This is a genomic window from Halorussus salinus (assembly GCF_004765815.2).
Lineage (GTDB): Archaea > Halobacteriota > Halobacteria > Halobacteriales > Haladaptataceae > Halorussus > Halorussus salinus.
This window is the reverse complement of sequence record NZ_ML974127.1, coordinates 536927-548933: the sequence shown is the minus strand read 5'-3', so window position 1 is coordinate 548933 and position 12007 is coordinate 536927. Positions and strand designations below refer to the sequence as shown.

At 66.2% G+C, this 12007-nt stretch carries 7 protein-coding genes and 1 pseudogene; 5 read left to right on the top strand and 3 right to left on the bottom strand.

Features of this window, described 5'->3' with window-relative positions; all coding sequences use genetic code 11:
* Positions 1–47: 47 nt before the first annotated feature.
* Entirely contained in the window at positions 48–1445 is a 1398-nt protein-coding gene (locus EPL00_RS02750; protein ID WP_135852480.1) for an MATE family efflux transporter, read from the top strand.
* A 158-nt stretch (positions 1446–1603) separates the two neighbouring features.
* On the opposite strand, the gene EPL00_RS02745 is transcribed toward EPL00_RS02750, so the two are convergent.
* The gene (locus tag EPL00_RS02745; RefSeq protein ID WP_135851949.1) at positions 1604–2320 is read right to left on the bottom strand and encodes a lytic transglycosylase domain-containing protein; all 717 of its coding nucleotides are present in this window, start codon (positions 2318–2320) and stop codon (positions 1604–1606) included.
* A 291-nt stretch (positions 2321–2611) separates the two neighbouring features.
* A complete protein-coding gene (gatB, locus tag EPL00_RS02740) occupies positions 2612–4099 on the bottom strand; it encodes an Asp-tRNA(Asn)/Glu-tRNA(Gln) amidotransferase subunit GatB (RefSeq protein WP_135851950.1) in 1488 nt (495 codons plus the stop codon).
* A 79-nt stretch (positions 4100–4178) separates the two neighbouring features.
* Between gatB and EPL00_RS02735 the strand changes: the two genes are divergently transcribed.
* Positions 4179–5822, top strand: a complete 1644-nt coding sequence (locus tag EPL00_RS02735; protein ID WP_162224134.1) for a sensor histidine kinase — start codon at positions 4179–4181, stop codon at positions 5820–5822.
* A gap of 28 nt (positions 5823–5850) precedes the next feature.
* On the opposite strand, the gene EPL00_RS02730 is transcribed toward EPL00_RS02735, so the two are convergent.
* On the bottom strand, positions 5851–7632 hold the full coding sequence (locus tag EPL00_RS02730; RefSeq protein WP_135851952.1) for a PGF-pre-PGF domain-containing protein: 1782 nt from the start codon (positions 7630–7632) through the stop codon (positions 5851–5853).
* A gap of 151 nt (positions 7633–7783) precedes the next feature.
* Between EPL00_RS02730 and EPL00_RS02725 the strand changes: the two genes are divergently transcribed.
* The 3 genes and pseudogenes from EPL00_RS02725 to EPL00_RS23755 form a co-directional block, all read left to right on the top strand.
* The gene (locus tag EPL00_RS02725) at positions 7784–8071 is read left to right on the top strand and encodes a DUF7518 family protein (protein WP_135851953.1); all 288 of its coding nucleotides are present in this window, start codon (positions 7784–7786) and stop codon (positions 8069–8071) included.
* A 21-nt stretch (positions 8072–8092) separates the two neighbouring features.
* Entirely contained in the window at positions 8093–11674 is a 3582-nt protein-coding gene (smc, locus tag EPL00_RS02720) for a chromosome segregation protein SMC (protein ID WP_135851954.1), read from the top strand.
* Positions 11667–12007, top strand: a pseudogene (locus tag EPL00_RS23755) (hypothetical protein); the annotation flags it as partial. The gene smc and the pseudogene EPL00_RS23755, both read left to right, overlap by 8 nt.

The following is a 12007-nucleotide window of genomic DNA, read 5'->3' as shown; positions in this document are numbered from 1 at the left end:
GACCTTCCGGCGAGAGCGTGTCGGACCAACAGGACAGTCGCGTCGATATGACGACCGGGGCGATTACGCCGAAACTGGTGAGCCTCGCGTGGCCCCTCGTGGCCGGGAACTTACTGCAGACGTTCTACAACCTCGCGGACATGTTCTGGGTGGGTCGCGTCGGCCCGAACGCGGTCGCGGCCGTCTCGCTGATGTTCCCGACCGCGTGGATGTTCGTCTCGGTGGCGATGGGCCTGACCGCGGCGTCGGTCGCGCTGGTCTCCCAGCACGTCGGCGCGGGCGACGACCGGAAAGCCGACAACGTAGTCGCTCAGACCACCATCCTGACCGTCGCGGTCGCGCTCGTCCTGTCGGCGTTCGGCTACGTCTTCCGCCACCCACTCCTCTCGCTTGTCGGTGCCGAGGGGCAGGTCTACGCCTACTCGCTCCAGTACATCGAGGTCCTGTTCGTCTCGATTCCGTTCACGTTCCTCTTTTTCGTCTTCCGGGCGGTCCTGCGCGGCGCGGGCGACACCCGGACCGCGATGTGGCTGATGGTCCTCTCGGCGGGTGCCAACGTCGTCTTGGACCCGTTTCTCGTCCTCGGCTACGGCCCGTTCCCCGCGTGGGGCGTCCGCGGGGCCGCGGTCGCGACGCTTATTTCCCGGATTCTGGCGGCCGCCATCGGGGTGGGTCTCCTCGTGAAGGGCGACTGGGGCGTCCGCCTGCGCGTCGCGGACCTCCGGCCCGACTGGCCGGTCCTCCGGAAACTCGTGGACGTGGGCTACCCCGGTACGCTCGACGGTCTCGCCAGAAGCTTCGCGGCGGTGGCGATGGCGGCGCTGGTCGCCAGATTCGGCGCGGTCCCGACCGCGGCCTACGGCATCGGTCTCCGCCTGATGTCGGTGTCGTGGACCGTCTCGGGAGCGGTCGGTCAGGCCACCGCGACCGGCGTCGGCCAGAACCTCGGCGCGGAGACGCCCGACCGCGCGGCGACCGTGACGTGGAAAGCCACCGGGGGCACGATGGCGGTGCTGTTCGGCGTCGGCGCGCTGATGGTCGCCTTCCCCGACGAAGCCATGCGCGTGTTCATCGCCGACGCCGAGGTCGTCGCGGCGGGCGTGGAGTTCCTGCGCATCATCGGTCCGTTCCTCGCGTTCTTCGGCGGCCTGATGGTCGTGCAGGGCGGGTTCCGGGGCGCGGGCGACACCCGGACCGCGATGGCGCTGTCGGTCCTCTCGCGGTGGCTCCTCCGGATTCCCGCCGCAGTCGTCGTCGCCTACTCGTGGAGCGTCACGGTCGCTGGCGTCCCGCTCGCGGGGTTGGCGGTGGGCGTCGAGGGTCTCTGGTGGGCGTGGTCGTTCTCGGCCATCGGGTCGTTCCTCGTCGGCGTCGCGTGGTTCAGTCTCGGTCGCTGGCGCGAGGGCGTCGTGGAGAGAGACGGAACGGCGACGCCGGGCGATTAGCGACGCTACCCATCTCGAAGACTCCGGTACGATTTCGAGGCGTATCTGAAAATTGTCGAATACGTCCGCGGTTCCGCAGGGACCACGGATGCGCAACCGGTGGATGACAGGTGGAAGTGGCGCGTGAACGCCGTCGGTGAACCGCTACCCTCGCCGCCTCAGGCGAGGTCGAGGTACTGCTCGACGGACCAGCCCCACACGTCGCGGTCGAGCCAGTGCATGCCCCACCACGTGTAGCCGTCCTTCGCGGTCGGACCGTTCACGATTTCGCCGACCTCGCCGGGCGAGACCGTGGCGACGACCGTCGAATCGGTGCCGGGCTGTTTGCGCGTGTTCAGGTCCACGGTCGGGGTCACTTGGTCGCCCTCGCTAAAGCCGGTACCGCCACCGCCGCCACCGCCGTAGGCGTCGCGGTAGTACGCCGCGGCGTCTTTCACGTCGTTGACGTAGGACCAACTGTGGTTGTAGGCGTACAGCGCGTCGTCCCAGTTCTCGGGCGCGCCCGAGGCGGTGAGGTAGTTCGCCGCGGCGGGGATGGCGTCCTTGTAGTTGCAGATGTCGGCGTAGCCGTCGCCGTCGCCGTCCACGCCGTAGGCGTCCCACGTCGCGGGCATGAACTGCATCGGACCCCGAGCGCCCGCGTACGATTCGGCACACCCGGACTCGTAGGTGCCGTGTTGGGTTTCTATCCAGCCGACGCCCGCCAGATACGTCCAGTCGATGCCGTAGGCGTCGCCCGTCGCGCGGTACTCGCTGAGGTAGTTCGACGGGATGGAACCGGGTGCCGCGGCCGCAGACCCGCTCAGTCCCGTGACGGCGACCGCCGCCGTTCCCGTCGCGCCGATACGCTTGAGCATGTCGCGTCGTGAGTGCATGTTACATTTTTCCATCGAGGAGCAAGCTAAAATATTTTTCTAACTACTGTAGATATAATTTAAACGAGTACCCTCCGCTTCTATCCCCGACGAATAGTTAGAAATCGTAGAAGTATCGGCCGACGGCGCATGCGAAGCTTTACACCGGAAGCCGGGACGAATCCCGACCGTGACCTGAGAACCGCCGCGAGGAGTCCGGGCGGGAGCGCGGCGCGCTCCTCGCGGAGAGAAAAATCGAGAACGCCACGCGCCGCCTGTTCGCCCCGGTCGCTCGCGTTCCGCGAGGACCGACTACTCGTCCAGTCGCTCGCGGAGCAACTGGTTCACCGAACCGGGGTCGGCGCTCCCGCCGGTCTTCTGCATGACCTGCCCGACGAGGAAGTTCAGCGCGCCGCCTTCGCCAGCGTGGTAGTCCTCGACCGCGTCGGGGTTCTCGTCGATGGCCTCCTCGACCGCACCCTCGACGGCACCCTCGTCGGCCTTGCCCAACCCCTCGCGGTCGATGACCGTCTCGGGGCCTTCGCCCTCGTCCAACATCTCGCGGAGGACGACCTCCTCGGCGTTCTTGGTCGTAATCTCGTCGTCGGCGACCAACTCGATGAGGTGCATGAACTCGTCGAGCCGACCCTCCACGTCGGTAATCTCCATGTCGCGGTAGTTGAGTTCGCCCAACAGGTTGTCGGCGACCCACGTCGCCGCGAGGTCGGGGTCGTACTCGCCAGCCACGTCCTCGTAGAAGTCCGCGACCTGCTTCGTGGAAGTGAGTTTCGAGGCGGCCTCCTCGCTCAGGTCGTACTCGTCGCGGAACCGCTCGCGGCGGGCGTCGGGCAACTCCGGGATGTCGAGCTTCTGCTTCCAGTCGCTGACTCGGAGCGGCGGTAGGTCGGCCTCGCGGAAGTAGCGGTAGTCTTTTTCTTCTTCCTTCGAGCGCATCGAGACGGTGACGCCGCGGCCCTCGTCCCAGTGGCGGGTCTCCTGCTCGATTTCCCGCCCTCGTTTAATCGAGTTCTTCTGACGGGTCGCCTCGTAGGCCAGCGCCTTCTCCGCACCTTTGTGGCTGGAGATGTTCTTGACCTCGGTCCGGTTGGCCGATTCGAGCGCCTCGTCGCTAATCTCGCCGTTCTCGCCCACCTCGTCGGCGGGGACCACGCTCAGGTTGGCGTCGATGCGGAGGCTCCCGTCGCGCTGGCTGTCGAACACGCCGAGGTACTCGAGGACCTCTTCGAGTTTGGCGAGGAACGCTCGGACCTCCTCGGCACCGCGGAAGTCGGGGTCGGTCACAATCTCCATCAGCGGGACGCCCGCGCGGTTGTAGTTGACCAGCGTGTAGTCTGCGCGGTCGATGCTCCCGCCTTCGTGCTGGAGGCTTCCGGGGTCCTCCTCGAGGTGGGCGCGCTGGATGCCGACCGTGCGGCGCTCGCCGTCCACCTGTACGTCGAGTTCGCCGTCCTGACAGACCGGCGCGTCGTACTGGGTAATCTGGAACCCCTTCGGCAGGTCGGGGTAGAAGTAGTTCTTCCGGTGGAACGTGGTCTCCTCGGGGATGTCGGCGTCGATGGCCTTCCCGACCTTGACCGCCGACTCGACGGCGGCCTCGTTCAGGACCGGGAGCGCGCCCGGCAGGCCGAGACACACCGGACAGGTGTGGGTGTTCGGTTCGGCGTCGGCCACGTCGGTCGAACAGCCGCAGAAAATCTTCGTGTCCGTCTCCAGTTGAACGTGGACCTCCAGTCCGATGACGACCGCGAGGTCCTCCCGCTGGACAGCCTGTGCAGTCATTACTCGCCAGTTTGCGGTCGTGCCGCTAAAGACTAACGAACGAAGGTTCATTACCCCCGAGCGAACAGATGCAGGAAACGTGAAGGTCCGGACGAAGTTCGCGGTGCTGATGCTGGTGGTCACGCTCGCACTGACTGCGGTGGTGTACGGTCAAGTCGAACTGGCCAAAGACCGGTCCGTCTCCCGAATGCAGGAGAGCGTCGATCAGACCGCGGTCCAGACCGCCGAGCAGATAGACGCCCAGATTCGCCGCCAGAAGGACTACGTCGGGTTCTACGCGTCGCGGCCGCAGGCCAGCAACTTCAGCCGGTCCGACGAGTTCCTCCGCGAGTTCCTGACCAACCCGTACATGTTCGCCGGACAGGTCGTCTCGGCCAACGGCACCGTCGTCGCTTTCGAGGGCGACGTAACGTCGGGGGTGCGCCGCGAGACGGTCGGCGACGACATCGGCGACCGAACCTACGTCCAATATCCCGCCCGAACCGGCGAGATATACGTCACGGAACCCGAGCGCGTCAACGGGACGAATCAGTACATCGTCGTCGTCAGCGCACCCATCTTCGAGGAGGGCCGGATAACCGGCGTCCTCGCGGCCGCAGTCCCGGTCAACGAGTTCACGTTCCTCACGATGGTCAAGCCCTTGGAGACCGACGCGCGGACGGTCGCGGTCGAAGCGCGCAATCAGACGCTCCACGAGCCGAAGGCGTCGTTCGCCGACGAGGTCGCCGCCAACGCGACGGTCTCCTCGACCGGGTGGACCGTCCGGGTCAGTCGAAGTCGGGCGGGACTGGACGCCCGCCTGCGCGAGATGGCGATATTCCAGACGGGGAGCCTCGCGCTCGTCCTCTCGCTGGTCCTCGGCGTGGCCGTCTGGGAGTACAACGCCAACATCCGGCAGGCCGAGAAGCTCCTCGACGGCTTCGACGCGCTCCGGGACGGTGACTACGACCGGACGCCCGACCTCGCGTCGGGTGAGGAGTGGCACCAGATACGCGAGGGGTTCGCCGACCTCGCCGACTCGCTGGACGACCGCGAGACCGAACTCCGCGAGCGCGAACAGCGGATTCAGGTGTTCAACCGCGTCTTACGCCACAACCTCCGCAACGACATGACCGTCGTGGTGAACTACGCCGAGTACGTCGCCGACGAGTCCGACGACCCCGAAATCAGCGAGGCCGCCGAGAAGATCGCCGCCAGAGGCTGGGACCTCGTGGACCTGAGCGAGAAGGCCCGTCGACTCGGTGCGGGTATGGAAGGGTCGGGTACCGAACCGGTCGAGACCGACGTGGCCGCCGTCGTCACCGACGCCGCGGCGGTGGTCCGCGACGAGTACCCCGCCGCCGACGTGTCGGTCGACGCGCCCGACCGGCAGTTCGCGGTCACCACGCCCGCGTTCGACGCGGCGGTCGAGAACGTCTGTGAGAACGCGGTCGAACACAACGACGCGACGGACCCCACGGTGTCGATTTCGGTCGATTCCGTCACCGACGACGGCGAGGAGTGGGTTCGCGTGGCGGTCGCCGACGACGGACCGGGCATCCCCGACCACGAGCGCGCGGTCCTGACCGACGGCGAGGAGACCGCCCTCGAACACGGGAGCGGACTCGGCCTGTGGCTCGTCCACTGGGTCGTCGAACGCTCCGGCGGCCGACTCTCGTTCACCGAGAACGACCCGCGCGGGTCGGTCGTCCGGATGGACCTGCGACCCGCGAGCGAGGAGTGACCGCGGGAGTCCGTGGCGGAAGCAGGTTTCAGTCCCGCCGCCAGCGCGCGACGGCGAGCGACCCGACGAGCGCGACGATGGCGACGCCACCCCCGAAGCCGGGCGCTCCGGCGGTCGTCTCCTCGTCCGACCGGTCGTCGGTGACGGTCCCGTCGCGGTCGGTAGCGTCGTCGGTCGCTCCCGCACTCGTCGCGTCGTCGGTCGCTCCGGCCGCCGTGGTCGGGTCGGTCTCGTTCACCGCCACGTCGCCGACCCGGAAGTCGTTGACGTAGACCTCGTAGGTGCCGGGTTCGGCGACGGTGCGCTCGAAGGTCGTCTGGCGCATCCCGCCCGCCGCGATGGTGAGTTGGCGACTCGCGACCGATTGGTCGCCGAGGACGAGTTTCGCGGTGAAGGTCCCGTCGGCGTCGCCCTCGTTCGAGATTCGGACCTGCACCTTGAGCGCGTCGCCGATGGAGAGCGCCGAGAGGTCGACCGTCGCGTTGGTTATCTCGAACTTCGGGCGCTTCTTCCCGGCCGCGAACTCCGAGAGGCCGGGCGAGCGGACGCGGTAGACGTAGTGGTTCGCGGTCGTCTCGACCAGCGTCGTCGGGAGTTCGTTCCACGAGTCGTCGTGATACCGATAGAGCGCGATGTCGCCGCGTTCGGAGGCGTTCACGCGGTCTCGCCGGAGCCGGAAGGTGAAGTTGACGCTACTGATGTTGCTGTCCGGGAGCGAGTGGTCCACGCTCAGAAACGCCAACGGTTCGGTGCCGTTCGAGAGGCGTTCGGTCGGGGTCTTCTCGGCTATCGGCCGGTCGCTCCCGGTGACGTTCAGCGTGAAACTCGCGTTCCGGGTCGGCGTCACTTCCACCGTCGAGAACGAGACGTTCCGGCTCGGGTCCGGGGACGCCGAGACGTTCACCGCCACCGATTCGTTCGCCGAGGCGTTCTCGACGGTGACGTTGACGGTCGGAGCCTCGGCGGAGCGAACCGGCGGTCCGCGTTCGGTCGCATTCCCGGAGCGAGTCCGGTTTCCGGGAAGCGTTCGATTGCCCGGAAGCGTTCGATTACCCGGAAGCGTCCGGTTATCGCCGAACGACCGATTGCCGGGGGCGTCGCTCCCGTCGCCCGGACCGCCGGGCGGGTCGGCGGGCGGTCCGGCGCGATTCTTCGGCGATTCGTCTCGGTCTGCGGGTCGGTCGGCTGGAGTCCGGCCACCACCGACTCGCCCCGGCGGGTCGGCCGCGTCGGGGTCGCTCGGGTCGGTCACGTCCGGCGTGCCGCCGAGACCGGGCGGTCGCTCGGTCGTGGACGAGTCGTCGCCACCGGGCGGCCCGTTCCGGTCGGGGGGACCGCGTTCGTCGGGCGGTCCGCTCTCGTCGGGCGGCCCGTCTCCGCCGGGCGGTCCGGGACTCCGAGACGTTTCGTTAGACCCGCTGTCCGGCGGCTCTCCTCCGGGAGGAGTGGTCCGGCCACCGTCGCGTCCGCCTCCGGGGTCGCCCGCTTCGGTCGTCGTCTCGTCGGTCGTCGGGGCCCGCTCGACGGTGGACTCGGTCGTCGAGAAGCGCCCGGTCGAGGTCTTCGTCGGCCGCTCGACCGGCATGGTGACCTCGTGAGTCGTGGTCTCCTCGGCGGTCTCGTTCGGGGAGTTCGAGCCAGTCGCGTCGGTCGTCGGGAGTGCGTTCACGCCCGACCTACCGTCGGCGAGGGCGACGCCGACGGCGGGCGCGAGGCTGGCGACGACCAGACCGACGACGGCCAGTGTCGCGAGCGCCCGCTTCGACCTCGTCGGTGAGCGCCGCGGCTTCGAGTCGATACCCCCGTTCATCTGTTCAGAGTATCGAAGGTACCTGTAGTAAATACTTATACTCTCCGAAGCTGACCATCCGCGAAATAATCGTCGTCGCGCCGGGAACATAGTAATATTATCGACACGTGTCTGACGTACGTTTATGGTCCTGCCGTGGGCCAACACGGACATGAGCGACCAAGCCGAGCGCGTCGAGGAACTCGAATCGAAAGTCGAGCGACTCGAAGCGACGATTCAGGGACTCACCGAGGAGTTAGTCGAAGTTCACGACCGACTCGAAACGCTCGAAGAGACCGACGCCGCCGAGCAGACGACTCGGACACGGACCGAGACGGAAGCCTCCGAACCGCAGACGACCGAAACCGAGCAAAACGACGAGGCTAAAAGCCAAGAGTCCCACGAGGAAGACGAGACGGGGGACGATTCCGGGTTGGGCGACGACATCATCGTCGCCTAGGGTCCCTACGTACGAGCAACCATGCACATCAAAAAGCTCGTCTTGGACAACTTCAAGAGCTTCGGACGACGGACCGAAATCCCATTTTACGAGGATTTCACCACTGTTAGCGGCCCGAACGGCTCTGGCAAGAGTAACATCATCGACAGCATCCTGTTCGCGCTCGGGTTGGCCCGAACGCGGGGCATCCGCGCCGAGAAACTGACCGACCTCATCTACAACCCCGGCCACGCCGACGGGAGCGAGGAGTCCTCCGGTCCACGCGAGGCCATCGTGGAAGTCGTGTTGGACAACAGCGACGGAACCCTCGACCGAGCGCAGGTCGTCAACGCCGCCGGGTCGGAGAACGTCGGCGACGTGGACGAAATCGTCATCAAGCGTCGGGTCAAGGAGACCGAGGACAACTACTACTCGTACTACTACCTCAACGGCCGGTCGGTCAACCTCTCGGACATCCAAGACCTGCTGGCGCAGGCCGGAGTGACGCCCGAGGGGTACAACGTCGTCATGCAGGGCGACGTGACCGAGATAATCAACATGACGCCGTACGAGCGTCGCCAGATAATCGACGAAATCGCTGGCGTCGCGGAGTTCGACGCCAAGAAAGAGGACGCACTCGAAGAGTTGGAGACGGTCAAAGAGCGCATCAGCGAGGCCGAACTCCGCATCGAGGAGAAGCAGGACCGACTCGACCAGTTGGCCGACGAGCGCGAGACCGCCCTCGAATATCAGGGCCTGCGCGACGAGAAACAGGAGTACGAGGGGCACCTCAAGGCCGCCGAGTTAGAGGAGAAGCGCGAAGACCTCGCGCACACCCGCGAGGATGTCGAAGACCGCGAGGAGGAACTGGCCGACCTGCAAGCCGAGTTGGACGAGAAGCAGGGCGCGGTCATCCGCCTCGAAGACGAGCTAGAGGAGCTGAACGCCGAAATCGAGCGGAAGGGCGAAGACGAGCAGTTGCGTATCAAGAGCGAAATCGAGGAGGTCAAAGGCGAGATTTCCCGGCTCGAAGACGCCATCGAGTCGGCCGACGAGAAGATTCAGGACGCCGAGAACACGCGCCGACAGGCGTTCGTGGAGATAGACCGCAAGCAGGAGGACGTAGACGAGTTCGAGTCGGACATCCGCGATTTGAAGATAGAGAAGTCCTCGGTGAAAGCCGACGTGCAGCAGAAAGAGACCGAGTTAGCGGAGGTCGAGGCCGAAATCGACGCCATCGACACCGAGTACGACGAGGTGAAGGCCGAACTCGCCGAGAAGAAGGAGGCGCTGGAAGCCCAGAAGAGTGAGAAGAACGACCTCCAGCGCGAGAAAGACCGCCTCATCGACGAGTCCAGACGCCGGTCGAACGCCGAGAGCGAGAAGGAGGCGGAGCTAGACGAGGCCCGCGAGTCGATTCCGGAGTTGGAGACGAAACTGGACGATTTGGAAGACGAGTTGGCCAAGGCCGAGCGCAACCGCGCCCAGATTGACGACGTGGTCGCCGACCTCAAGCAGGAGAAACGCGAGTTGCAGGACGACCTCGATTCGGTCGAGGACGAGATTCAGGCCAAACAGCAGGAGTACGCCGAACTCGAAGCCAAGGCCGGACAGAGCGGCGACTCGTCGTACGGCCGGGCGGTCTCGACCGTCCTGAACGCCGAGAAGCCGGGCGTCCACGGCACGGTCGGCCAGTTAGGCGGCGTGAACCAGAAGTACGCGACCGCCTGCGAGACCGCGGCTGGCGGCCGGATGGCCAACGTCGTGGTGGACGACGACGGCGTGGGCCAGTCGTGCATCGAGTACCTGAAATCCCGGAACGCCGGGCGCGCGACGTTCCTCCCGCTGACCGAGATGCACACGCGGAACCTCCCGAGCGCCCCCTCGGCACCGGGGGTCGTGGACTTCGCGTACAACCTCGTGGACTTCGATTCCCAGTACGCGGGCGTGTTCGCCTACGTCCTCGGCGACACGCTGGTCGTGGAGGACATGGAGACCGCCCGCGACCTGATGGGCGACTACCGACTCGTGACCCTCTCGGGCGAGTTGGTCGAGAAGAGCGGCGCGATGACCGGCGGGTCCAAGTCCGGGTCGCGCTACTCCTTCTCCAAATCCGGCAAGGGCCAACTGGAGCGGGTCGCCCAGCGCATCAACGAGTTGGAGGACGAACGCAAGTCCATTCGCGAGGAGCTACGCGACGTGGACGACCGACTCGACGACGCCCGCGACCGCAAGAGCGACGCGACCGACCAAGTGCGTTCCATCGAGTCCGACATCGAGGAGACCGAACAGCGAGTCGAGTCGGCCAAAGAGCGCATCGCCGACCTCGAAGACGAACTCGTGGCGATGGAGGCCGAGCGCGAGGCCGTCAACGAGCAGATGGAGGAGTTAGAAGACGAGATAGACGAGCGCGACGAGACCATCGCCGAAATCGAAGGCGACATCGCGGCGTTGGAGACCGAACTCGAAGACTCGCGGATTCCGGAACTCACCGCCGAGGCCGAGGAGATAGAAGACGAGATAGACGAACTCGAAGGCAAGATGGACGAGTTGGACGGCCAACTCAACGAACTTCAACTCGAAAAGCAGTACGCCGAGGACGCCATCGAGGACCTCCACGACGACATCGAGCAGGCCCAGAACCGCAAGGCCGAACAGGAGGAGCGAATCGAGGAGTTGGAGGGCAAAATCGAGGACCAAGAGGCCCTCCTCGAAGAGAAGCGCGAGGCCGTCGCGGAACTCGAAGACGAACTCGCGGACCTCAAAGACGAGCGCGAGGACGTGAAGGGCGACTTACGGGAGGCCCAACAGGCCCGCGACGAGAAGAAGTCGGAGGTCGAGACCGTCGAGAACCGCCTCGAAAGCCTGCGTCGGAGCGTCGAGCGACTGGAAGACGACATCGCCGACCTCGAAGCACAGGTCGGCGAGTACGACGCCGACGAGATTCCGGACCTGAAGGAGGTCGAGCAGAACATCGAGCGTCTGGAGCGCCAGATGGAAGAACTCGAACCGGTCAACATGCTGGCCATCGAGGAGTACGACGACGTGAAGTCGGACTTGGACGACCTCCAAGAGCGCAAGTCGGTCCTCGTGGAGGAGCGCGAGGGAATCCGCGAGCGCATCGACTCCTACGAGGACCAGAAGAAAGCGACGTTCATGGACGCCTACGAGGCGATCGACGAGCAGTTCGAGGACATCTTCGAACGTCTGTCGAACGGGACCGGGACCCTCCACCTCGAAGACGAGGCCGACCCATTCGACGGCGGCCTGACGATGAAAGCCCAACCGGGCGACAAGCCCATCCAGCGCCTCGACGCGATGTCGGGCGGCGAGAAGAGTCTGACCGCGCTCGCCTTCATCTTCGCCATCCAGCGGTTCAACCCCGCGCCGTTCTACGCGCTGGACGAGGTGGACGCGTTCCTCGACGCCGCGAACGCCGAGCGCGTCGGCGAGATGGTGGACGAACTCGCGGGCGACGCCCAGTTCGTCGTCGTCTCCCACCGCTCGGCGATGATGGAGCGTTCGGAGCGCGCCATCGGCGTCACGATGCAGGGCGACAACGTGAGTACCGTGACCGGCATCCAGTTGGGCGACGGCGACGAGGAGGTGCCCGCGGATGACTAGCGAGGTTCCGGAGGAACCTCGGAACACGAGCGATGAAACCGCGAGTAGCGAGACTCCGAAGGAGTCTCGAAACGCGAGCGGCGAAGCCGCGAGCGATACAGAGGCCGCCGGTGGCGAAGCGGACGACGGCGACGACGAGTTCTCGCTGAACATCGCGGGCCACGACGAGGAGAAACGGAGACGCGAGGGCGAATCTGGCGACCCGTTCGGCGACAGCGAGGGGGACGCCGCCGAAGCCCCCGAGTCGTGGGGGGGGGGGGGGGGGGCGCCCCCCCCCCCGGGGGGCGCCCACGAGCCCCCACGCGCCCACCCCCCACCACAGGCCCCCCCCCC

Excerpts from the sequence above, each read along its gene's own strand:
- EPL00_RS02730 (WP_135851952.1), bottom strand. The coding sequence starts at position 7,632 with ATGAACGGGGGTATCGACTCGAAGCCGCGGCGCTCACCGACGAGGTCG.
- EPL00_RS02745 (WP_135851949.1), bottom strand. The coding sequence starts at position 2,320 with ATGCACTCACGACGCGACATGCTCAAGCGTATCGGCGCGACGGGAACG.
- gatB (WP_135851950.1), bottom strand. The coding sequence starts at position 4,099 with ATGACTGCACAGGCTGTCCAGCGGGAGGACCTCGCGGTCGTCATCGGA.
- EPL00_RS02750 (WP_135852480.1), top strand. The coding sequence starts at position 48 with ATGACGACCGGGGCGATTACGCCGAAACTGGTGAGCCTCGCGTGGCCC.
- EPL00_RS02725 (WP_135851953.1), top strand. The coding sequence starts at position 7,784 with ATGAGCGACCAAGCCGAGCGCGTCGAGGAACTCGAATCGAAAGTCGAG.
- smc (WP_135851954.1), top strand. The coding sequence starts at position 8,093 with ATGCACATCAAAAAGCTCGTCTTGGACAACTTCAAGAGCTTCGGACGA.